Here is a 22122-nt window from a genome sequence, read left to right on the forward strand (position 1 = left end):
GGTTCAGCCCAGGCTTGGGTCCGACAGGTCGTCGATCTCCTCGCGCTCGGCGCGCGTGGGGTCCTGGAGGCGGTCGCGCGTCCAGTTGCGCCAGATCAGGTGCAGGACCGACATGATGGCGGGCCCGATGAACAGGCCCAGCAGGCTCCAGCTCTCCACTCCGCCCAGAATGCTGACCAGGACCCACAGGAAGGGCATCTGGGTCGATCCGCCGATCAGCGCGGGCCGGACGAAATGGTCGGCGAAGAAGATGACGGCCATGCCCAGGCAGAAGATGACGAGGGCGGCGATGACCGTCCCTTTGACCAGCAGGGCCAGCGCAACCAGCGTGACGGCGATGACGGCGCAGAACGGGATCATGGCCGCCACGGCGGTAAAGACGCCGAACAGGAACGGGTGCTGGGCGCCGGCGATCAGGTAGGCGACGCCCATCAGCGCGCCTTCGCCCAGACCCACCAGCACCAGACCGGCGACCGTGCCGTGGATCGAGGCCACGATCTGTTCGGCGATGGTCTCGCCCCGCTTGCCGAAGGCCCGGCGCGAGACCACCAGGCATTGGCGGGTCACCACGTCGCCATCCTTCAGCAGGAAGAACAGGGTGAGGATGGTGAAGATGAACAGCAGGCCGCGATGGAAGACCTGCGTCCCCACCTGCTGTGTCATGCGCACGCTGCGTCCGATATTGAACGAATGCAGCAGTTCCGACACATCCTCCGGGTCCTGCAGATGCTGCTGCCACCAGTTGGTGATGGCCGAGGCGCCGGCGGGCAGGCGGCGGAGCCAGCCCGGCACCGGCACGCCCGAATGGCGCGCGATGTCGGCCCAGTTCAGGACGCCCTGGGCCTCGCGCCCGGCCTCCAGTGCGAACAGGCCCATCGGAATCAGGAAGATGAGGGCGATTGCCGTCGTGAACAGCAGCGGCAGGGTGATGCCGCCGGGCCGGAACTTCCAGCGATCGCGGATGGTGACATAGGGGGGCCATGCCGCGATGGCGAAGATGACGCCCCAGATCAGCGACGGCAGGAACCCCCGGACCGTATAGAGCCCCAGGACAACGAAGGATGTGGCCAGCAGCCCGCGGGCGATGCGCTGCACCTTGTGGCGTTCGCGCATCTGGCGGAACGGCGACCGGTCCATGGGGGGGGCGATCGCGGGGCTGGCGTGGTCCGTCATCATGATCCTTTGCTCGGGCGTCACGGCAGCTTCGTGCCATCCGCCGCCCAGATGGCGAAGGCCTGAATCAGGGCGGCCTCCTTCAGCGCGTCGAAACGGCCAGACGCGCCGCCATGGCCGGCTTCCATATTGATGCGCAGCATGATGGGGCGGGACGAAATGGTATGTTCCCGCAGGCGGGCCACCCATTTGGCCGGCTCCCAATAGGTCACGCGCGGGTCCGACAGGCCGCCGATGGCCAGGATGGCGGGGTAGGGGCGCGGGCCCACCTGTTCGTAGGCGGCGTAGCCGGCGATCAGGTCATAGGCTTCCGGGTCCTCCAGCGGATTGCCCCATTCCGGCCATTCCGGCGGTGTCAGGGGCAGGCTGGTGTCCGACATGGTGTTCAGCTCGTCCACGAAGGGTACCACCGCCACGATGCCTCCGAACAGGTCGGGGCGCATGTTGGCGATCGCGCCCATGACCATGCCGCCGGCCGAACGGCCGTCGCTGACGATCCGTCCGGCACGGGTGAAGCCGGTGGCGACCAGATGTTCGGCGCAGGCGATGAAATCGGTGAAGCTGTTGGGCTTGTTGCGCCCGCGTCCGCCGAGGAACCAGTTCCAGCCTTTCTCCGACCCGCCCCGCACATGGGCGATGGCGTAGAACCAGCCCCGGTCCACCAGGCTGAAGACACCGGTGGAGAAGGTCGGCTCGATCGCATGGCCATAGGAGCCATAGCCGTAGAGCAGCAGCGGGGCGGAGCTGTCCAGCGCCGTGTCGTGCCGCCCCAGCACGGTGATCGGGACTTCGGTGCCGTCGGGGGCGGTGGCGGTCAGGCGCCAGCTTCGATATTGCGCGGGATCATGGCCCGACGGGACCTCCTGGCTTTTCAGCAGGTGGCGGCTCCGGCTGTGCATGTCGTAGGCGTACCATTGCCGTGGCGTGGTCGGCGACTGGTAGACGTAGCGCAGTTCGGTCGTGTCGTATTCGTAGGAGCCCGAGAAGGACAGCACATAGGCGTCCTCGTCGGAGGACAGCACATGGTCCACGCCGTCCGTGGGGCGGATCACCAGTGCCGTGTTGGCATCGCGGCGCACGCGCCAGACCAGGTGGTCGGCGAAGGCGACGCAGTCGGTGATGTAGCGGCCGGGCTCGTGGGGCACCAGATCGCGCCAGTTTTCCCTTGACAGGGCGGTGTCGGGCGTTTCCATCAGCTTGAAATCGACCGCGCCGTCGGCGTTGGTCAGGATCGCGAACCGGTCGCCCCAGTGGCTGAGCGTATAGAGGACGCCGCTGCGGCGTGGCTCGACGCAGACGGGTTCGGCCTCGGGGCGTGCGCCGGGGACCAGCCAGGATTCGGACGTGTCCTGGTTGCTGGCGGAGATGACGATCCACCGTCCGGAGCGGCTGGCCTCGACCCCGATGAAGAAGCCCGGATCGGATTCCTGGTAGACCAGCACGTCCGCGTCGGAGCCGATGCGGCGGCGATAGATCTGCGTCGGGCGGCCGTGCGCGTCGCGCCAGGTCCAGAACAGGTATTGCGCATCGGGCGAGAAGGCGAAATTGCCGCTGCAGCTTTCGATGGCCGGCCCGACTGACGCGCCGCTGGCGATGTCGCGGATGATGACGCGATAGACTTCGGAGCCCTGATTGTCTTCCGCATGGGCGAACAGGCGGTGGTCGGGGCTGTGCGCTGCGGTGGCGACGGCGAAATAGTCGTGGCCCTGCGCCGCGCGCTCGACATCGAGCAGGATGGTCTCCTCATCCGGCCGGCCGGCCGGATGGCGGGCGTGGATGGGGTGCTGGGCACCGGCATTGTAGCGCATGTAATAGCGCCAGGGGCCGTGCGGCAGGGCGGGATAGGTTTCGTCCTCGCGGATGCGGCCGCGCATTTCGGCGACGATGGTGGCCTGCAGGGCCTCGGTCGGCGCCAGGATGGCGGCGGTATAGGCGTTCTCGGCCCGCAGGTGGGCGGCGATGTCCGCGCGCAGCAGGGATGGGTCGCGCAGGACGGCCTGCCAGTTCTCGTCCTTCATCCAGCCATATTCGTCCACGCGCACGCGGCCGAGCTGGGTGATCGTCTGGGGCTCCTTGCGGGCGACCGGGGCGGTGGTCATCGTCTCTCTCCATCGCTGTCCGACCGGAAGCCGGGACCAGCCGCGAGCATACAAGACCGCCTGTGGAAGGGACAGAGGGGGACACGACAGACGGGCGCATTGCCGCCGGCGGGCGTCGCGCGAGCCCGTCAGAACCTGCCTGGAAATGTGGGCTGGTGAGCGAGAGTGCCGCAAAGCGGCACGCCCGTCGTGTGTTTCCGAGCACCGAAGCGGAGCGACCTTCAGGTCATGAGCATCGGAGCGCAGGAAACGCGCGTCGGATCGCCACCAGCGCGCATTTCCAGGCAGGTTCTCAGAAGGTTTGGCAGTTGGGGTGAATGACCAGTCCGATGGATTGCTGCTGGAAGGCGTGGCGATAGTCCGCGCGGATGGCGTCCAGCCTGGTGGCGAGGTCCGGGGTGTCGGCCTCGGCGGCGATCCAGACGATGCGCGATGGTTCGGAGGTGATCTGCTGGCTGGTCCGGTCCCGCCACTGGCCGCTGGCCTGGAACACGCTCAACCCGTCGGGAAAGCGCGGCGTGACCGACCGGGCCAGGAAATCGTGCCATTGCGCGTCGGTGACCGGCCGTCCGTCAGGGCGGGTCAGGCCGAACAGCAGCGAGATTTCGATACCCGGCCGGGCGCCGAATCGCGCGCAGGCCAGGGCGCCGGTCGCCGGCCTGTCAGGGGTTGCCGGCGCGCAGGCGGCCAGCGTGAGCGATGCCGCCAGAAGGCTTGGCGCTGCCCGCATCAGGCGAAAGCCGGATTGTCCAGCCCGGACAGTCCCGCACGCAGGCGGCGCCCGTCCGGACTGTCGGGATCGATCAGCCCGTGGCGAAGGAACAGGTCGATCAGCACCAGATTGACGTTGAACTTGAACGCGTCGCCCTCCCGCACGATCCGCCAGGCTTCATGCAGGGGCATCAGCGTGAAGAATTCGACCTCGCCATCGGTGGGGACGGGTTCGAAATCGGGCGGCAGGTCCAGTTCGTAGCAATGCAGCACGTCGCGGCGCAGCCCTTCGGGCCGCTCCATGGCGTAGCGGATGGTGGCTGTCGGCGTGGCCCGGGCGATGAGGGCGGGGGCAATGCCGGCTTCCTCGGCCGCCTCCTTTTCCAGCGCCTGGCGGGGCGTGTGGCCGGCTGGAATGCCGCCGGCGACCAGATGGTCCAGTTTGCCGGGGTCCAGGCGCTTGTTCATGGCGCGGCGGCCGACCCACAGATGCAGCCCGTCGGGGCGCCGGACCAGCCCATTCATGTGCACGCCATGGGCGATCAGCCCGAACAGGGGCAGGGCGCCCCGGTCGATGCGTGCGATGGGCGGCCCCTCCGCGATGGGGGCGACGTCGAACAGTTCGTGGTGGGAGCGGTAGATGCCGTCGGCGGCCAGCGCCTCGCCCAGCCCTTCCAGCCGGGTGGGGTCGTCCAGCACCAGCGCGCCGTCCTGCCGGTGCAGGCCGCGCCGTTCCAGCTCGGGCACCAGGGCGGGCGCGATCCAGCCGGCCGGGGCATTCCCAAGGCGGAAGGGGGTGCGGTCGCCGGGCAGGCGTGCGGTGTTGCAGGAATCGAGATGCCGGATGAAGGGGGCGGCGTCCGATGACATGCCGGTCTGCTCCTTGTGCGTGGGGATGGCATACCGGGTGGCAAGGAGTGTGACAATCCTGCCGCGCCAGCGGTGCGAGCGGGGCTGGCGGTTTGCAAATTCGCCCTCGCATGCCACATCCAGTGGCATGACACCGCCCTCATCCTCCGCCCGGGCCGCGCTGGAGCGCCCCGTGCATGCCACCCTGCGCGCCCTGCTGCCTTATCTCTGGCCTCGTCACGATTTCGGCACCCGTGCGCGGGTGGTGGGCGCCTGCCTGCTGCTGGTCGCCGCCAAGATCGCGACGATCGCCGTGCCTTATGTCTACAGCCTGGTGGTCGATGCGCTGCATCGTGCCCCCGGCGGCGCGGGTGGTTCCGGTGCCATGAATGAAATGACGGTGCCGATGGCGCTGATCGTCGGATACGGGACGCTGCGCCTGATGTCGGCGGGGATGGGGGAGTGGCGCGATGCACTGTTCGCCCCGGTGCGCTTTCATATCAGCAGCGTGGCGGCGGTGCGCAGTTTCCGCCACATGCATGCGCTGTCGCTGCGCTTTCACCTCGACCGCCAGTCGGGCGGCGTCACGCGGGCGATCGCGCGGGGGACCGAGGCGATCGAGACCATCCTGCGGGTGGGCGTGTTCAACATCGTGCCGACGCTGATCGAGGCGTTGCTGGTGATTGTGGTGATCTGGCGCCTGTTCGACTGGCGCTATGCGGCGATCATGCTGCTGGCTGTCGTCGCCTATGTCGCCTTCACGATCAGCTTCACGTCCTGGCGGATCGGCATCCGCCGCGAGATGAACGAGATCAACAGCGAGGCGAGCTGGAAGGCGCTGGACAGTCTGCTGAACTACGAGACGGTCAAGTATTTCGGCAATGAGGAGCATGAGAGCCGCCGGTATGAGGAGACCCAGCGCCGCTATGAGCGTGCGGCGGTCAAGACCCAGCTTTCGCTCAACGGGCTGAATTTCGGCCAGGCGGCGATCATCGCCGTGACGCTGACGGTGGTGATGCTGCTGGCGGCACATGATGTGGGGCAGGGGCGCCTGACGGTGGGGCGGTTCGTGCTGGTCAACACCTATCTGATGCAGCTCTACCTGCCGCTCAATTTCCTCGGCAGCATCTATTCGTCGCTGCGTACCTCGCTGGTGGATCTGGAGCATATGTTCCGGCTGATGGAGGAGGCGCCCGATGTGAAGGACCGGCCGGATGCCATCGGCCTGCCGGCACGGCTGGACGAGGCGCCGGCGGCGGCGATCCGCTTCGAGCATGTGCGGTTCGGTTATCGGGCCGATCGCGAGATCCTGCACGATGTCAGCTTCAGCGTGCCGGCCGGCGGGCGGGTGGCCATTGTCGGCCCGACCGGGGCGGGCAAATCGACCATCAGCCGGCTGCTGTTCCGCTTCTATGACGTGACCTCGGGCCGGGTCGTGATCGACGGGCACGATGTGCGCGACTATCATCAGGCCGCGCTGCGGGCCGCGATCGGCGTGGTGCCGCAGGATACGGTGCTGTTCAACGACACGATCGGCTACAATATCGCCTATGGCCGGCGCGGGGCGTCGCAGGACGAGATCGAGCATGCGGCGCGCCTGGCGCAGATCCATGATTTCATCGTCAGCCTGCCGGACGGCTATGCGACCCGGGTGGGCGAGCGGGGGCTGAAACTGTCGGGCGGCGAGAAGCAGCGCGTGGCCATTGCCCGGACCATCCTGAAGAATCCGCGCATCCTGATCCTGGATGAGGCCACCAGCGCGCTGGACACCCATACCGAGCAGGAGATCCAGGTGGCGCTGCGCACGGTCTCGGCGGAGCGGACGACCGTGATCATCGCCCATCGGCTCTCCACCGTGATCGACGCGGATGAAATCCTTGTGATGGGGGATGGCGTGATCAAGGAGCGCGGCACCCATCGCAGCCTGCTGGCCCGCGACGGACTCTATGCCGGCATGTGGGCCGCCCAGGCCGAGGAGCGTGGCGAGGATGCCGGCCACGCGGCGGTGGGGGCTGGTCTTCCGGCCTGAACGGAGGCACCTTGCGCCCGCCGCGTCCCCGGGACGCAGGAACGAGACGCAGTTTTGAGACGCGCATTGACGTTAGGGAGAGGATGACATGGCGGAGACGGAAGGCGAAGGACCCGCGCTGGGCCAGGACGGATCGGTGCCCGAGGAACTGAGCCATTGCGGGGCGGTGGTCGACAAGGCCATCGAATACATGCTGGGCGAGAACCTGCCGCCGATCGCCATCGCGTCGGCGCTGCTGGGCGGCTCGCTGGGCCTGCTGTCGCGCACCATGGACCAGGGGACGATGCTGGCGATGCTGGAAAACGCCATCCACAGCGTGCGTTCCGGCGACCTGCACCCCGACCGTGACAAGGTCACGCGCTCCGAGTAAGGGGATGGGCCGGGAGGAGATTCGGGCGAAAACGCCTCGAATCGTGCCTTTCGGCTTGACTGGGCGCGGTACCTTGGCCATAAGCCGCGCCTAATCTTGACGATCGTTGCCGGGCATTATGCCTCGGCCCCAGTTATCCGAGGATGATACCATGTCTCGCCGTTGCCAGATCACGGGCAAGGGCGTGCTGACGGGAAATAACGTCAGCCACGCCAACAACAAGAGCCGCCGCCGCTACCTGCCGAACCTGCAGGAGACGTCCCTGCTGTCCGATATCCTGGGCAGCGCGGTACGCCTGCGCCTGAGCACCAACGGCATTCGCACGGTCGAGCATAACGGTGGCCTGGACGCGTTCCTGCTGTCGACGCCGAACCGCAAGCTGCCTGTCGAGGCGCAGGCGTTGAAGCGTCGCATCCTGCGCGCCCAGGAAAAGAAGGCCGCCGCGGCAGCCTGAAGATCCTGTGCCGGTCCGGCCCGATTTTCGGCCGGGCCGGGCTTGCATGTCTCAGGTGCCTGACGCATGTCAGGGCCATCTGTCTATTCAGCCGGTCCGCATCTTCCTCGACCCCGGTGATGGGGTGGGGGGCTTCCGGCTCCGACAGGCGCGAGGGGAAAGGTTCCGTTCGCGCCTGAATTGTTTTGTGGAGGTTCCCCCGTGTCTGAAAAGTCCGATCTTTCACTGATCCGTAATATCGGCATCACCGCGCATATCGATGCCGGCAAGACCACGACCACCGAGCGGATCCTGTATTACACCGGCGTGTCGCACAAGATCGGTGAAGTCCACGAGGGCAACACCACGACCGACTATATGGACCAGGAGCGTGAGCGCGGCATCACGATCACCTCGGCCGCCGTGACCTGCGAGTGGAGCGGCCACCGCATCAACATCATCGATACCCCGGGCCACATCGACTTCAACATCGAGGTGAACCGCTCGCTGCGCGTGCTCGACGGTGCGGTGTTCATCATCGAAGGCGTGGCCGGTGTGCAGCCGCAGTCCGAGACGAACTGGCGCCTGGCCGACCGCTACAACGTGCCGCGCATCATCTTCATCAACAAGCTGGACCGCACCGGCGCCGACTTCTACCGCGCGTTCGACACGCTGAAGGAGAAGCTGGACATCGTCGCGATCCCGCTGCAGCTGCCGATCGGCGCCGAGGAAAACTTCATCGGTGTCGTCGATCTGGTCGAGATGCGTGCGATCATCTGGGAAGGCGGCGAGCTGGGCGCGAAGTTCCATTATGCCGAGATCCCGGCCGAGCTGAAGGAAAAGGCCGACGAGGCCCGCCAGGAGCTGCTGGACACGGCGCTGGCCGTCGACAACGCGGCGATGGAAGAATATTTCGAGAAGGGTGAAGTCGACGTCGCCACCCTGAAGCGCTGCATCAAGAAGGGCACGATCTCGGGCGAGTTCCGTCCGGTCCTGTGCGGCACGGCCTTCAAGAACAAGGGCGTGCAGCCGCTGCTGGACGGCGTGATCGACTACCTGCCGGCGCCGGACGACGTGGCGGGTATCCGCATCGCGCCGCCCGAGGGCGAGGAAGTCGACGAGAACGCACTGCCGATCATCCCGGTCGATCCGGACGGCAAGTTCGCCGGCCTGGCGTTCAAGATCATCAACGACAAGTACGGCACCCTGACCTTCGTGCGCGTCTATCGTGGCGTACTGCGTTCGGGCGACAGCGTCCTGAACACCACGAAGGACCATAAGGAGCGTATCGGCCGTATCTTCCAGATGCATGCCGACAAGCGCCAGGAAGTGAAGGAAGTTCACGCCGGCGACATCGCTGCCTTCGTGGGCCTGAAGGACACGCAGACCGGTGATACTCTGGCCGACCCGGCCGATCCGGTGGTGCTGGAGCGCATGAGCTTCCCGGTGCCGGTGATCGACATCTCGGTCGAGCCGAAGACGAAGGACGGGGTCGAGAAGATGACCCTGGCGCTGCAGAAGCTGGCGGGCGAAGACCCCTCGCTGCGTCTGAAGACCGACCAGGAAACCGGCCAGACCATCCTGTCGGGCATGGGCGAGCTGCATCTGGACATCATCATCGACCGTCTGCGCCGCGAATATGGCGTGGATGCGAATATCGGTGCGCCGCAGGTGGCCTATCGCGAGACGATCACCCAGCCGCATGTCGAGATCTACACCCACAAGAAGCAGTCGGGTGGTTCGGGCCAGTTCGCCGAAGTGAAGATCGAGTTCGCGCCGCTGGAGCGGAACCAGGAGATCCAGTTCGAGAACAAGGTCGTCGGCGGCACCGTGCCGAAGGAATATATTCCGGCGGTCGAAAAGGGCATCCGGATGCAGTCCTCGACGGGCGTGCTGGCGGGCTTCCCGACCGTGGACTTCAAGTTCACGCTGCTGGACGGCAAGTACCATGACGTCGACTCCTCGGCGCTGGCGTTCGAAATCGCCGCCAAGGCCTGCTTCCGCGAAGGCATGAAGAAGGCCGGCCCGGTGATCCTGGAGCCGATCATGGACGTCGAAGTCACGACGCCGAACGACCATGTCGGCGACGTGGTGGGCGACCTGAACCGTCGTCGCGGCATGATCCAGAACCAGGAAAGCTCGGGCTCGACCGTCATGGTCCGCGCGCTGGTGCCGCTGAAGGAAATGTTCGGCTACATCTCGCACCTGCGTTCGATCACGAAGGGCCGTGCGTCCTTCACGATGCAGTTCCATCACTACGACCCGGTGCCGCGCAACGTGGCCGAAGAGATCGTGGCCAAGTCGGCCTGATTTCGACCGGATTGGACGAACGGCTGCCCCGCAAGGGGCAGCCCGGATTGCCGGCAAACCCCGCCCGTGTGGCGGGGTTTGTTGTTTTGGGGCGTTGGTTGCTGGACGAACGGGCCGGGGGCAGGAGTCCGACGAGGAATCCGGCCCGGTCATGTTCCCCGACGATATAAAACAAATCAGACAATATATTCGATGTGATCTTTCAGGGCGCTGTCCGGCGTTTTTGTGAGATCTTTCCTGATGATGCCGATGATCTTTGCCTTGGCCTCGGCCTTGAGATGATTGGTGATGCTGGAATTGCTGTGCGATGGGGCGATGACCAGAAGCTTTTCATAAGCCTGATCCCATTCGTTGATCTGTCTGGCGACAAACTTCCCGAAGGATTCCATTTCCAGCCTGTGGCGGTCATGATGCGGATTGAGGGCATGATGGGCGGTCGAACCGGTGTGGTACGTGGCGCCCGGTGCGTCATCGCCCAGGTCGGATGTTCGCTGATGAGCGGTGAGCGCATCGAAGGATGCGACGGTATGCAGAGCATGATTTTCGGCCGGTTGCACGAAACGGGCATGCTCGCCATCCGCGATAACGATAAGAGTACCATGCCTGGCGGTCATTTTCTTCGATCCTCATGCCAAACGGGCTCATGTCCCCCGAGACATGCGGACAGGCGGGTGGGGGAACAATAGGCCTCCGGACTCTGTGATGGCGGGTAGCGGGGATGCGTCGCGCGCTGCCTGAGCGAACTTATGCCGCGCGGCTGTGTTAACCGTGCTCGTGCGGCAAGCGTCGCGCATCGAGGGCATGGTATGACCTGGTCCATTCCGATCGGGAGGTTCTACGGTACGACCGTTCGCCTTCACGTCACCTTCCTGCTCTTTCTGATCTGGATTGGCGCGGCCTATGGCATGCGATCCGGGATGCAGGCGGCGATTGACGGCGTCCTGCTCATTCTTGCCGTGTTCGCCTGCGTCGTTCTGCATGAATTCGGCCATGTGCTCGTCGCGCGCCGGTACGGCGTGCGCACGCCGGACATAACGCTCCTGCCCATCGGCGGGGTCGCGCGGATGACGCACATTCCCGAACAGCCGACGCAGGAACTGCTCATCGCGTTGGCGGGCCCGGCGGTGAATCTCGTGATCGCCGCGATCCTGTATGGGATCACGGATACCGTGCCCCATCTGTCCGGTGTCGATTTCCAGGACCCGGGCGTCGGGCTGATACCCCGATTGTCGAGCATCAACCTGTTTCTGGCCGTCTTCAACCTGATCCCGGCCTTTCCCATGGATGGCGGGCGGGTTCTGCGGGCCTTGCTGACCTATCGGATGGACTATGCGCGGGCGACCCAGCTTGCAGCTTCGGTCGGGCAGGGGATTGCCTTTCTCTTTGGATTTCTGGGGCTGATGGGCAATCCGCTGCTGCTGTTCATCGCCCTTTTCGTCTATCTGGGCGCCGCCGGCGAAGCGCAGGGTGCGCTGTTCCGGCAATTGGCGCATGGCATGATCGTGGCGGATGTCATGACCACGCGCCTGGAGATGCTGTCACCCGACAGCCGGATGGATGAGGCGGCGCTGAGGATGATCCATACGTCACAGCAGGAATTCCCGGTCGTGGATGGCCAGGGCAAGCTCTGCGGCCTGCTGACGCACGCGACCATCCTGCAGGCCATGCATGCCGGCAAGGCGGACGCGATGGCCGCGGATGTCATGATGTCCGACATCGCCTGCCTGCACCCCTATCAGACGGTGGATGAGGCGCTGCGTCTGCTGGAGGAAAATCAGGTGCCGGCGATCGGGGTGAACGACGCGCAGGGACGTTTCATCGGCCTGATTTCCCGGGCGAATATCGGTGAGATCATGACGATCCATATTCTGCGGGACAAGAACCGTCCGGCATCGGCTCTTCCGCTGTCCCGATAGTGCCGCGGCCCGGCCGTCCCGCGATGGGGGGCCGGGTCGCGCATCGTGGCTTGCCCTGTCAGGCATGTTTGACGGGGATGATCTTCTCGTTCTTCTGGGCCTCCGGCGTTTTGGGCATGGTGATCGTCAGCAGCCCATTATCGAACGTGGCGTCGATCTTCGTCGTATCGACGCCTTCGGGGACCGGCAACGACCTCATGAATGAGCCGAAGCGGCGTTCCGAGTAATGATAGTTCTTTTGCTCGTCCTCGCGTTGTTCGCATTTTTCGCCGCAAATGCTCAGGACTCCTCCGGAAAGCTTAATTTCCAGATTCTTCTCGTCTATGCCGGGTAATTCCGCAACGACGTCATAGGCATTGTCCTTTTCCACCACGGAGATCGCCGGAACGACATTGAATGTGTCCTCGCGCGGCCAAAGACGGTCGAGACCGGGGATACGGCTTGCGGGACGCCGCCATACGGATGAGCGGAAATCATCGAAGAGGCGATCGAATTCCCATCGCAGCGCATCCAGTGCTGAGCCTGAAGGTGAGCGGGCTACGGGCGTACTCGTCGTCGTTTCCGTTTTTTCCTGGGTTTTTTCGAGGGTTGCCATGGTCATTCTCCTGTTCGCTACTTTTTCCCGTCTTGAGGAATTGCGCCCGGACCGCCTGGGGCGTCGGGCGCATGAATGAGCTGGTTCCGAACGCGGTGGGCTCAAGGGTGGATTCGAAAAATTCATGATGTCGGTTGACGGAAAATCAGATGGCATCGAAATGCCGGCTAGCTTCTCCTGTCGGGCGGTTCCGGTGCGGGCTGTGGGCCTGGGCGAGCAGCCGGATGATTTCGGCATCCTCGACCTGCGGGAAGTCCTGATAATGGGCCCCCACGGCAAAGAACGATTGTGGTTGCAACAGGCAGACGATCTGATCGCATTCGGGGCGGAGTGTCGCGACACTGTCGGAAGGCGCCACGGGTACGGCCAGCACCAGGCGGGCCGGGTGATTTTTCCGCAATGCGCGAAGGGCGGCCCGCATCGTGCCGCCGGTCGCGATCCCGTCATCGACCACGATCACGACGCGGCCAGTGACCGGCACCGGCTGCCGGTCCGGTGTATACAGGCGACGTTGCCGGTCGATTTCGGCACATTGCCGGTTCACGATATCCTGGATCGTTTCCGCACTGATGCCTGAAACCCGCACATAGGCGTCATCCAGCACGATTTGCGGGTCGGCGCCGTCCACGACCGCGCCGAAACCATATTCCTCCTGACCCGGACTGCCGATCTTGCGCACGAACAGCAGGTCCATGTCCGCATCGAGCGCCCTTGCGACCTCGAACGCGACCGGCACGCCGCCGCGCGGGAGCGCCAGAACCAGGGGATGGGCGGAGGCCAGCGGCAGAAGGGTCGCGCCCAGCGCCCGACCGGCCTCCTGCCTGTTTCTGAAGACTATGGAGCGATCTGACGGCATGTTGCCCTCCCGCTCTCGGGTTCATGTCTCTAGAGGCCGAATGGCCATGTTTCGGGGACGCCCTGCGGGTGTGCGTGGCCGAGAGGCGTGACGGCCCTTGTCTGTTCGAACCAGACCCAGGCATCGAACTGCTCGGCGAGGGAGGCTTCGAAATAATGGCTGGAGAGTTCGCTTTCCGGGCGATAGATCACCCCGATCGCCCGTTCACGCAGAGGGGCGCGCAGATGTTCGCGCAATGTCGAACGCCCGTGTCGCCAATCCGTCAGCGTCCGGGGCAATCCGGCGCGCACGAACGCATGTTCGTAACTGTCCGGCCGGGCCGGGCGTACGGTCTTGATTTCCAGGTCGCCGTCCCAGTCGCTGGCAGCTGCTACGGTGCCGCGATCGGTGCTGAAGCCGACCAGGATGGCTTCGTCGCCATGCGCCATGCGGCAGAGCTCGCCGATATTGAATTGTCCTTCCCATCCCATCGTGGTCGCGGCGGCATTGCCCACATGCGAATTATGGGCCCATACTACCGCCTTGGCCGCATCGCCCCGATGGGCGAGCAGGGCCTGAAGCGTTCCGAACATATGCCGGTCGCGCAGGTTCCAGCTTTCGTTCGCGCCTCTGTACATGATCCGGTAATATTGCTCCGCCGCCCGCACGATCCGCGCGTTCTGCGCCGCATCGAACCAGGCTTCTCCGTCATGCTGAAGGTAGCGGAGGCGGTTGCGCAGCAGATCGCGCAACTGCGCGACCACGGCGTCTTCGGAGGCGCTGTGCGTTTGCCGGCCGGCCGCCCTGCCGTAAAGGGCCGGATTATGCTGCCATTGCACCAGACGGGCATAACGCTGCCGCGCCGACGCGGCCGCCTCGGGGTCGACCTTGTCGAGATAGGCCAGGACGGCGTGAATGGATTCATCCAGGCTGTAGATATCGAGGCCATGGAACGAGACCCGTCTTTCGCCAGGCAGGGGCTCGTTATGATGATGGAGCCAGCGGACGAAGGCCGCCACCTCCTCGTTGCGCCACATCCATGTGGGAAAGCGTGTAAAGGACGGGTTTCGCCAGGGCCGGGGCGCATGATGGCGCACGTAATCGTCGATCCGGCTGCCGTCGGGCCAGTCGGCCTCGACCGCGACGATGGTAAAGCCGTGATGTTCGATCAGTCTGCGGGTGATGGCGGCCCGCGCGCGATAGAATTCCGACGTGCCATGGGTGGCTTCGCCCAGCAACACCACCCGGGCGTCGGCGAAGCGATCGAAAAACGCGCCGAAGGGCTCGGGTTCCTCCAGCGGGGGCAGGGGCTCCGATTGCTCACGCAGGGCCGTGACGAGCGCGTCGGGGATCTTGTGACTGCCCGTGGCGTGAAAGGGCGATTCGACGATCATGGATGTCGTCCCCATTGAGGTCCGCGCGCCCGGCATGTGCCAAATCGCGCGACGCCGTTGCAAATGGGACGGGCCGCGTCATCCTGCAGGAGGGACGTTTTTCACGAAATGGGGAGGTTGGCCGCCGGGCATGATCATCTGTCCCGCAATGCCCGGGCTGGAGGCTGGCGGGCCGCCTGGAGGGTCTGGGCAATGACTGTCGCGTATCCGATCAGGATCGCGCTCAATGTCGCCTCGATGAATGGCCAGGGGGTCAGGGCGATGCGCTGGTCGAAGCCGTTCAGCCAGATTCGCATCAATGCCCAGGCGACCGGCCAGGCAATCAGGTTCGCCAGCAGCACCGGGCGAAGGAAATGTTCGACCAGCAAGGCCAGCACATTCCCAGTGCGCGCGCCGAGCACCTTGCGGATTCCGATTTCGTGCCGCCGGCGCGAGACCGTGAAGAGCGAAAGTCCATAGAGGCCGAGGGCGGCGATGCCGACCGAGATGCCGGCGCCCATACCGAAGAGGAGTCCATGCTCCCGGTCGCTCCGGCTGTCCTGTGCCAGGATGTCCGAGACCGTCTCGGCCGCGAATGGTACGTCGGGCGCGGTTGCGATCCATGCGGCCTGGAGACGCGCGATCATGTCCGGGGCGGAGACGCCGGAGAAGCGCACATGCATGGCGACCGCCGTTCTGGCCTGGTCGTCGGGGCGCAGCCCGTAGAACAGAAGGGGACGGATACGTTCATGCGGGCCGTTGAGCCGGAGATCGTCGATCACGCCGATCACGCGTAGGGTCGGTGCCGCATCTTCCTCGCGTACCAGACGGCCGATTGCCGCCTGTGGGCTCCCGATCCCCAGCCGCTCTACCGCCGCACGGCTGAGTACGACGCTGCGGATGGACGGCAAGAGGCGATGCGTCCCGCGAAGATCTTCTCCTCGTTGTAGTTCGAACCATCGTCCGGCCAGCAATTTCAGCCCGTAGAGATCGGCATAGCCGGGTGTCGCGAAGCCCCAATTGAGCGATGCGTGGTTGTGCTGTGTTGTGTCGAGGCTGAACGCATCGCCGTCGGTCACGAAATGCGGGTAGATGTCGGAACGCTCCACGCCCGTGACACCGGGGACTGCGCCGAGGGCATGACGCAAGGCGCCCTGACGATCGATCAGGCTGTCATCGGCGGCCGACGTGACGACGATCAGGCCGCTGGTCGTGATGCCACGCGCCATCATGTGCACGAAATGCGCCTGGTCGGTCATGACAAGCGTGCAGATGGCGAGCCCGATCGCGAAACCGAATTGCAGGGTTACGAGGAGTGCGCGCAGTCTGGCGCCCATGCGTCCCCCGGCGGGCATGCGGCTGGCCGCGAGGACCGGGGCTGGTGCATAGGCCGAGAGGACCATGGCCGGATAGAAGCCGGCCCCCATGCCGACCACCAGCACGATGGCGGCCAGCATGATCCCGCAGAAGACGGGATCGAGCGTGAGCTGCCAGCCACCGAGTGTGCCGATCAGGTGGATCGCCATCTCGCACAGGGCCAGCCCGCAGAAGGCGGCGACCGCCGTCAGGACCATCGCCTCCGCCATGAAGCGCCGGATCAGCGAGGCCCGGGTCGCCCCCAGGACCTTGCGGACCGCGACCTCGCGCGCGCGCAGGGACGCGCAGGCGGTCGCGAGGTTGATATGGTTGATGCCGGCCGTGAACAGGGCGGCGAGACCGACGAGGCCGAGGATCGTGATCAGGGTGCGGCTGATCGTGCCCGCGCCGATCTCGGCATCGCGGAAATGTATCTCGCGGAAGGGGACCGGTATCAGCCCGCCATCACCCATATCGTCGCGAATGGTCTGAAGCGTGTTCGCGCCGGGATGGCGCGCCATATAATGGCGCAGGCCCGCGCGGATCGACGGCAGGGCCCGTGCGTCCGGTATCCGGATAAAGAGCGGCCCCCAGGTCGAGCCCCAATGAGTGACGGCCTCCCATTCCGCGGCCTCGGGTGGAATCCGCGCGACAATTCCGAAATGATACGTCGCGTTCGGGGGCGGGTCGGCATAGACGAGCGTGACGACAAAGGGTCTGGCATCCTGGGCGATGCGCATCGTGCGGCCGACCGCATGGATGGTGCCGAAATATTTGAGGGCGATACTGGCGGGAATGGCAATGTCGGCGGGGCCGGCCAATGCCGAGCGCGGATCGCCGTCGAGTGCGCGCAGCCTGAAGAAGGAAAAGAAGGTGGGATCGGCGAAACTCGTGTCCTCCTGCTCGACGCGCGCACCGACATGCACCGGTTGCGACTGGATCACCAGCCGCAGGACGCCGGCGATGGCCGGAAAATCCTGATGCAGGAAAGGGGCTGCGACAAAGCTGGCACCGGGGATTTCGTCGGGCGCGCGACCGGGCAGCGTCCAGATCTGGTCGAGGCGGTAGAGGCCGCCGGTCTCGGGCAAGCCGGTATCGTATCCCGTCTCGTAGCGCACGATCAGCGCCATCGTCAGGAAGACCGCGATGCCGAGCGAAAGGCCGGCAAGATTGATCGCCGTATAGAGCGGATGCCGTGCCAGGCCGCGCAGGAGAGAATGGATCATGCCGTCTCTTCATTGTCAGATCGTCCGGAATGACAGTCTGACATGAAACGGAAAATCGTGCATTTATCTGAAATAAAAAGGGTTTTCAGGAAGGCTCGGTGTGAGGTGTCCGTATCCGGACAGTGGCCAGCCCCGATACGTTCCTGTCTCGTGCCCGTCCGGATGGGACAGGGGCTTCAGGCGGTCGTTCGTTCCAGCACGGATGTGCTCCTGATCCTGTGCCGCCTGCGTCCTGACCCATCCACGCAGTCTCCATCGGCTGGCTGACCGAATGTTCCTACGGATTTGTTTCTGCGTTGGAATGCCGGATGGAGATAAGCTTCCGCCTCTCCGTGGAGAGGCGGAAGCCCAGACAAGCCAGATCGTTGAAAATGACAGGCTTAGCCGCGTGCCGGCGGAACGGGTGGCGGCGGCGGGGGAGGTGGCGGTGGCGGCGGCGGAGCTTCGACCGGCGCGGGCGGCGGCGGGGGCTTGTCTTCAGCACACGCCGCCAGAAGCACCACAGGCAGCGCTGCGGCAACCATAGCGACCGCACGCAGACGCTTATGACGGGACAATGTTTCAGAAACCGCGAACATCAGGCACCTCCCAATTGGAATTTCAGAAGATAACGGGTAATTAGCAACACCTCTTGACAAAAAGTCAAACTACTATTTGCGTGATCCGCGACGATCTTGGAGTCATGTTTCGTGCAGGTACCATGGTGTACGGTCAGGTCAGGTCGGCAGAAGTCAATGACCCTCGTTCGGTCGCAGATCTCCACCCGCGGCACGGTCGCACGCAGCCTGCTCGGCCTCGCCGTGACATGCGCGCTTGCGGCGTGTGGCACGAATCCGGAACATGCCAATACCGAACTCGGCAATCTGATCGATAGCGCGCCGCAACTGACTGTCGCCGGAGAACCGGTGAATGTCGTGTTGCTGCGGCGTTTCTACGCGCGCCATGATTTCGAGCCCGTATGGGTAGCTCGGCAGGCAGAGGCGAATTCACTCCTGAAGGCCGTGCTGCGTGCCGGAGAGAACGGTCTTGACCCTGAATTGTTCCATGCCGGTCTGCTGCGGCAGGGGACAAATTTATCGCCGCTTGATCGCGAATTGCTACTGTCCGATGCTTTCCTGTCATATGGCGACGCCCTGGCCCGAGGGGCCGTGCCCGTGGAACGCCGGAAAGACGATGAGGCGCTGACGCCCGAACCGGTTGACGTGGCCGCCAGGCTCGATGCCGCGATCGACAGCCCCGATCCGGCGGCGGTCATTGATGCGCTGGCGCCATCGACACCGACCTATCGGGCATTGCGTCAGGCGTTGCGCACATGCCGCCGATCCCCTGCGGACCGCGACAGCGGTGAGGCGGGGTGTTTGCGCAAGATCGCGGTGAATCTCGAACGTCAACGCTGGCTGCCGCGATCACTGCCGCCAGATCGTGTGCTGGTCAATGTGGCCGAGGAAAGACTGGTCCTTTATCGGGCCGATCGGCCGGTGTTTTCCACGCGGGTCATTGTCGGCCAGGATGTGGAGCGTAACCAGAGTCCTGAATTTCATGCCCTGATCGATGCAAGCCTGTATAATCCGCCATGGGTTGTTCCGAGCGATATCGTGGAGCGGGAGATTCTGCCGAAGATCCGCCGCGACCCCGATTATCTGGCGCGGAACAAGATGGTCATGCTTGCCAATGGCGAAATAGAGCAGCGAGCGGGACCCGATGCGGGGCTCGGACTGATCATGTTCGACATGCCAAATCGGTTCGATGTCTATCTGCACGATACGCCGGATCAGGATCTCTTCAAGCGCGATAACCGTCGCATCAGCCATGGATGCATCAGGGTACAGAACCCCCGCGACTTCGCCGCCCTGCTGATGCGGCAGCCGCTCGACGTGATCAATCAGGGGATCGCGAAGGGCACGACCACGCGCAATACGCTACCCGTGCCCGTGCCCGTATTCGTGGTCTATCTGACCGCGCTTCCGGATGCTGACGGGGTCTTGCAGTTCCATCCGGATTTCTACAATCGCGATGCTGAAATCTGGCAACAGCTGAAGAGACAGCCATACGGGCGACATCCTGAGGCACAGGCGGATAATCGCCAGGTGTCTTCAGCGGGGCTCCTGGCGGCCCTGGAGGGGCCGGGATCGCCGGTGGGCAGGTCCTTTTGAAAAAGACCGGACGTTCAGGGGCTTGGAGGTCCGTGAGCGGGCTTGCCTGTCATGCCGGATGCCCTGAGATCGACGGCTAACCATCGCGCGGCCCTGATCCCCGATCGTGTGACAACATTTGGTTTCCATCGGCCGGAACGGCCGATGGAATGCCAAAGGAGGGGTAATCCACGCCTCGGTCTTTCGGTGCGTCGGTGTGGATAGCCATGGTTTGCGCGGCCCAATCCAATGGCCTGCCCCGCCCCGATGAGAGATCCGGACGGGGCAGAGGCAAGGATTGTTCAGGCGCCCGTCTGTTCCAGCGCGGGTGCGCCCTGGCTTTCCGCCGCCTGCGCCTTGGCGACGCGGCGCCAGCGGTGCAGGGTCGGCTCGGTATAGCCGTTGGGCTGGGTGGCGCCGGTGAAGACCAGCTCGGCCGCCGCGCGGAAGGCCGGGCCGTCGGGATTGTCGGCCAGCGGGCGGTAGCCTTCCTCGCCCTGGTTCTGCGCGTCGACGATTGCGGCCATGCGCGTCATCGACGTGCGGACATCCTCTTCCGAGATCACGCCGTGGCGCAGCCAGTTGGCGACATGCTGAGAGGAGATGCGCAGCGTCGCGCGGTCTTCCATCAGGCCGACATCGTTGATGTCCGGCACCTTGGAGCAGCCGATCCCCATATCCACCCACCGCACCACATAGCCCAGGATGCCTTGCAGGTTATTGTCCAGCTCCGCCCGACGTTCGGCCGCCGACCAGGTGATCTGGCGGACCAGCGGCAGCGTCAGCAGCGATTGCAATGAAGCCGGCGCCGTGCTCTCCAGCCGCGTCTGCACCGCGCGGACATCGACAAAATGATAGTGCAGGGCATGCAATGTCGCCGCCGTGGGCGAGGGCACCCACGCCGTGTTCGCGCCCGCGCGGGGGTGGGCGATCTTCTGGTCCATCATGTCGGCCATGCGGTCCGGCATCGCCCACATGCCCTTGCCGATCTGCGCGCGATCCTTCAGGCCGCAGGCCAGGCCGATGGCGACGTTGCGCTGCTCGTAGGCGGTCATCCACGGTTCGGCGCGCATTTCGCCCTTACGTACCACCGGGCCGGCCTGCATGCTGTAATGGATCTCGTCGCCCGTACGGTCGAGGAAGCCGGTATTGATGAACACCACGCGGTTGCGCGCGGCATGGATGCAGGAGGCCAGGTTGGCGCTGGTGCGCCGTTCCTCGTCCATGATGCCCATCTTGATCGTGTTGGGCGGCAGGTCCAGCAATTGCTCGACGCGATCGAACAGGGCGTTGGACAGCGCGACTTCCTCCCCGCCATGCATCTTCGGCTTGACGATATAGATCGAGCCGGTGCGGCTGTTGATGGTCGGCGAGTTGCCGCGCAGATCGTGCAGCGCGATGGCGGCGGTGATCGCGGCGTCCAGCACGCCTTCGGGGATGGCATGGCCGGTGCTGTCCACCACCGCATCGGTGAACATGTGGTGCCCGACATTGCGCACCAGCATCAGGCTGCGCCCCGACAGTACCAGCGACGTGCCGTCGGACGCGGTGTAGCGGCGGTCGGGCGCCAGTTGCCGCTCCACCATCCGCCCGCCCTTGGGGAAGGAGGCTGTGAGCGTGCCCTTCATCAGGCCCAGCCAGTTGCGATAGACCAGGATCTTGTCCGCGACATCGACGGCCGAGACGCTGTCCTCGCAATCCATGATGGTGGTCAGGGCGGATTCCGCGATCACGTCCGCGATGCCGGCGCGATCGCGGCTGCCGATGGGTGATGCGGGATCGAAGCGCAGTTCGATATGCAGCCCGTGATTGCGCAGCACGATCGCATCCGGCGCCTCTTCCGTGCCCTGGAAGCCCGCGAACTGGGCGGGGCGGCGCAGTTCGACCGGCTGGGCAATGCCGTCGAGGGTCGCGAACAGGCGCCCGTCCGCGACGTGATAGCGGGTGGCATCGGCGTGGCTACCCTGGGACAGGGGCGTGATTTCATCCAGAACCAGCCGCACGCGTCGGATCACCTGCGCGCCGCGCTGTTCGTCATAGCCGCGCGCCGGTATGCCGGACGGGCCGAACGGCTCGGCATCCGTGCCGTAGAACGCATCGTACAGGCTGCCCCAGCGTGCGTTGGCGGCATTGAGCGCGTAGCGGGCATTGGTGACGGGGACCACCAGCTGCGGGCCCGCGACATGCGCGATTTCGGCATCGACGTCGCGGGTCGTGATCTCGAAATGGGACGGCTGGGGCTCCAGATAACCGGTTGTCCGCAGCACGCGGATCTGGCCCTCGATATCCGCCGGATCGAAACCCGGGGCGGTCAGCAACTGGTCCACGGCCTGTTGAAGCAGCCGGCGCCGCGCCAGTGCGTTCAGCACCTTGGGCGTGAACTGCGCGACGATGTCGGACAGGCCGGCCCAGAACCGGTCGGGGGCGATGCCGGTCCCGGGCAGGACCTCGTTCGTGACGAATTCATCGAGGGCGTGATCGACTTGAATCTGACCAATCGTGCGGCGGGACATGGCGGTTCCCCTTGATAGGATGGTACGGACCGGGTCGGGCCCGGCTTGTTCTCTGTTCAGAATGCGGTCATGCCGATTGGGGGGCGGGCATGGAGCGGGCCGCGGGACCGAAGGGGGTCCGGGCATCATGCATCGGCCCCAGGCCGGCGGCGTGGTTCCGATCGGCCTTGGCAATGGCGATGGATTCGACGTGCATTGACGA

General features: G+C 65.0%; 17 protein-coding genes. 6 read left to right on the forward strand and 11 right to left on the reverse strand.

Annotation, left to right across the window (positions count from 1 at the left end; translation table 11 throughout):
* Positions 1-3: 3 nt before the first annotated feature.
* The 4 genes from HLH29_RS10410 to HLH29_RS10425 form a co-directional block, all read right to left on the reverse strand.
* Complete coding sequence (locus tag HLH29_RS10410) at positions 4-1173, reverse strand: AI-2E family transporter (protein ID WP_182966633.1); 1170 nt, start codon at positions 1171-1173, stop codon at positions 4-6.
* Positions 1174-1193: 20 nt separating this feature from the next.
* Positions 1194-3272 (reverse strand): S9 family peptidase, encoded by a 2079-nt coding sequence (locus HLH29_RS10415; RefSeq protein ID WP_182966492.1) that lies wholly within the window; start codon positions 3270-3272, stop codon positions 1194-1196.
* A 292-nt stretch (positions 3273-3564) separates the two neighbouring features.
* On the reverse strand, positions 3565-4002 hold the full coding sequence (locus HLH29_RS10420; protein ID WP_182966494.1) for a DUF3574 domain-containing protein: 438 nt from the start codon (positions 4000-4002) through the stop codon (positions 3565-3567).
* Positions 4002-4853, reverse strand: coding sequence for an NUDIX hydrolase (locus HLH29_RS10425; protein ID WP_182966635.1), 852 nt, complete (start codon positions 4851-4853; stop codon positions 4002-4004). Before HLH29_RS10425 ends, HLH29_RS10420 begins: the two co-directional genes overlap by 1 nt.
* A 127-nt stretch (positions 4854-4980) precedes the next feature.
* On the opposite strand from HLH29_RS10425, the gene HLH29_RS10430 reads away from it, so the two are divergent.
* The 4 genes from HLH29_RS10430 to fusA all read left to right on the forward strand — a co-directional run bounded on the left by HLH29_RS10430 (position 4981) and on the right by fusA (position 9974).
* Positions 4981-6861, forward strand: a complete 1881-nt coding sequence (locus tag HLH29_RS10430) for an ABCB family ABC transporter ATP-binding protein/permease (protein ID WP_182966496.1) — start codon at positions 4981-4983, stop codon at positions 6859-6861.
* 88 nt (positions 6862-6949) lie between these two features.
* Positions 6950-7231 carry a hypothetical protein gene (locus HLH29_RS10435; RefSeq protein WP_182966498.1) on the forward strand — a complete coding sequence of 94 codons (282 nt, stop codon included), beginning with the start codon at positions 6950-6952 and terminating at the stop codon, positions 7229-7231.
* Positions 7232-7382: 151 nt separating this feature from the next.
* Positions 7383-7685, forward strand: coding sequence for a 50S ribosomal protein L28 (gene rpmB / locus HLH29_RS10440; RefSeq protein ID WP_114729372.1), 303 nt, complete (start codon positions 7383-7385; stop codon positions 7683-7685).
* A 201-nt stretch (positions 7686-7886) separates the two neighbouring features.
* Positions 7887-9974: an elongation factor G gene (fusA, locus tag HLH29_RS10445; RefSeq protein ID WP_182966500.1), complete on the forward strand. Its 2088-nt coding sequence runs from the start codon at positions 7887-7889 to the stop codon at positions 9972-9974.
* A gap of 176 nt (positions 9975-10150) precedes the next feature.
* On the opposite strand, the gene HLH29_RS10450 is transcribed toward fusA, so the two are convergent.
* Positions 10151-10588 (reverse strand): host attachment protein, encoded by a 438-nt coding sequence (locus tag HLH29_RS10450; RefSeq protein WP_182966502.1) that lies wholly within the window; start codon positions 10586-10588, stop codon positions 10151-10153.
* 192 nt (positions 10589-10780) lie between these two features.
* On the opposite strand from HLH29_RS10450, the gene HLH29_RS10455 reads away from it, so the two are divergent.
* Positions 10781-11890, forward strand: a complete 1110-nt coding sequence (locus HLH29_RS10455; protein ID WP_182966504.1) for a site-2 protease family protein — start codon at positions 10781-10783, stop codon at positions 11888-11890.
* Between the two features lie 58 nt (positions 11891-11948).
* Here HLH29_RS10455 and HLH29_RS10460 read toward each other — a convergent pair whose 3' ends face one another.
* From HLH29_RS10460 to HLH29_RS10475, 4 genes are all read right to left on the reverse strand, one after another.
* Positions 11949-12485, reverse strand: coding sequence for an Hsp20/alpha crystallin family protein (locus tag HLH29_RS10460; RefSeq protein ID WP_182966506.1), 537 nt, complete (start codon positions 12483-12485; stop codon positions 11949-11951).
* Between the two features lie 145 nt (positions 12486-12630).
* Positions 12631-13341 (reverse strand): phosphoribosyltransferase, encoded by a 711-nt coding sequence (locus HLH29_RS10465; protein ID WP_182966509.1) that lies wholly within the window; start codon positions 13339-13341, stop codon positions 12631-12633.
* 29 nt (positions 13342-13370) lie between these two features.
* Positions 13371-14714, reverse strand: a complete 1344-nt coding sequence (locus HLH29_RS10470; RefSeq protein WP_182966511.1) for an erythromycin esterase family protein — start codon at positions 14712-14714, stop codon at positions 13371-13373.
* Positions 14715-14848: 134 nt separating this feature from the next.
* The gene (locus tag HLH29_RS10475) at positions 14849-17275 is read right to left on the reverse strand and encodes an ABC transporter permease (protein WP_182966513.1); all 2427 of its coding nucleotides are present in this window, start codon (positions 17273-17275) and stop codon (positions 14849-14851) included.
* A 734-nt stretch (positions 17276-18009) separates the two neighbouring features.
* On the opposite strand from HLH29_RS10475, the gene HLH29_RS10480 reads away from it, so the two are divergent.
* On the forward strand, positions 18010-19428 hold the full coding sequence (locus tag HLH29_RS10480; RefSeq protein WP_182966515.1) for a L,D-transpeptidase scaffold domain-containing protein: 1419 nt from the start codon (positions 18010-18012) through the stop codon (positions 19426-19428).
* A 281-nt stretch (positions 19429-19709) separates the two neighbouring features.
* Here HLH29_RS10480 and HLH29_RS10485 read toward each other — a convergent pair whose 3' ends face one another.
* Both HLH29_RS10485 and HLH29_RS19875 read right to left on the reverse strand, forming a co-directional pair.
* The gene (locus HLH29_RS10485) at positions 19710-21920 is read right to left on the reverse strand and encodes a malate synthase G (RefSeq protein WP_182966518.1); all 2211 of its coding nucleotides are present in this window, start codon (positions 21918-21920) and stop codon (positions 19710-19712) included.
* Between the two features lie 67 nt (positions 21921-21987).
* Positions 21988-22116, reverse strand: coding sequence for a hypothetical protein (locus HLH29_RS19875; RefSeq protein WP_275944167.1), 129 nt, complete (start codon positions 22114-22116; stop codon positions 21988-21990).
* Positions 22117-22122: the final 6 nt, after the last annotated feature.

This window comes from Gluconacetobacter tumulicola, from assembly GCF_014174215.1.
In the GTDB taxonomy this organism is placed as follows: Bacteria; Pseudomonadota; Alphaproteobacteria; order Acetobacterales; family Acetobacteraceae; genus Gluconacetobacter; species Gluconacetobacter tumulicola.

What these genes read in the sequence shown, in the direction of transcription:
- HLH29_RS10455 (WP_182966504.1), top strand. Translation starts at nt 10,781, where the DNA reads ATGACCTGGTCCATTCCGATCGGGAGGTTCTACGGTACGACCGTTCGC.
- HLH29_RS10475 (WP_182966513.1), bottom strand. Translation starts at nt 17,275, where the DNA reads ATGATCCATTCTCTCCTGCGCGGCCTGGCACGGCATCCGCTCTATACG.
- HLH29_RS10410 (WP_182966633.1), bottom strand. Translation starts at nt 1,173, where the DNA reads ATGACGGACCACGCCAGCCCCGCGATCGCCCCCCCCATGGACCGGTCG.
- HLH29_RS10460 (WP_182966506.1), bottom strand. Translation starts at nt 12,485, where the DNA reads ATGGCAACCCTCGAAAAAACCCAGGAAAAAACGGAAACGACGACGAGT.
- rpmB (WP_114729372.1), top strand. Translation starts at nt 7,383, where the DNA reads ATGTCTCGCCGTTGCCAGATCACGGGCAAGGGCGTGCTGACGGGAAAT.
- HLH29_RS10465 (WP_182966509.1), bottom strand. Translation starts at nt 13,341, where the DNA reads ATGCCGTCAGATCGCTCCATAGTCTTCAGAAACAGGCAGGAGGCCGGT.
- HLH29_RS19875 (WP_275944167.1), bottom strand. Translation starts at nt 22,116, where the DNA reads ATGCACGTCGAATCCATCGCCATTGCCAAGGCCGATCGGAACCACGCC.
- HLH29_RS10435 (WP_182966498.1), top strand. Translation starts at nt 6,950, where the DNA reads ATGGCGGAGACGGAAGGCGAAGGACCCGCGCTGGGCCAGGACGGATCG.
- HLH29_RS10450 (WP_182966502.1), bottom strand. Translation starts at nt 10,588, where the DNA reads ATGACCGCCAGGCATGGTACTCTTATCGTTATCGCGGATGGCGAGCAT.
- HLH29_RS10480 (WP_182966515.1), top strand. Translation starts at nt 18,010, where the DNA reads ATGACCCTCGTTCGGTCGCAGATCTCCACCCGCGGCACGGTCGCACGC.
- HLH29_RS10485 (WP_182966518.1), bottom strand. Translation starts at nt 21,920, where the DNA reads ATGTCCCGCCGCACGATTGGTCAGATTCAAGTCGATCACGCCCTCGAT.
- HLH29_RS10420 (WP_182966494.1), bottom strand. Translation starts at nt 4,002, where the DNA reads ATGCGGGCAGCGCCAAGCCTTCTGGCGGCATCGCTCACGCTGGCCGCC.
- HLH29_RS10415 (WP_182966492.1), bottom strand. Translation starts at nt 3,272, where the DNA reads ATGACCACCGCCCCGGTCGCCCGCAAGGAGCCCCAGACGATCACCCAG.
- HLH29_RS10430 (WP_182966496.1), top strand. Translation starts at nt 4,981, where the DNA reads ATGACACCGCCCTCATCCTCCGCCCGGGCCGCGCTGGAGCGCCCCGTG.
- HLH29_RS10425 (WP_182966635.1), bottom strand. Translation starts at nt 4,853, where the DNA reads ATGTCATCGGACGCCGCCCCCTTCATCCGGCATCTCGATTCCTGCAAC.
- HLH29_RS10470 (WP_182966511.1), bottom strand. Translation starts at nt 14,714, where the DNA reads ATGATCGTCGAATCGCCCTTTCACGCCACGGGCAGTCACAAGATCCCC.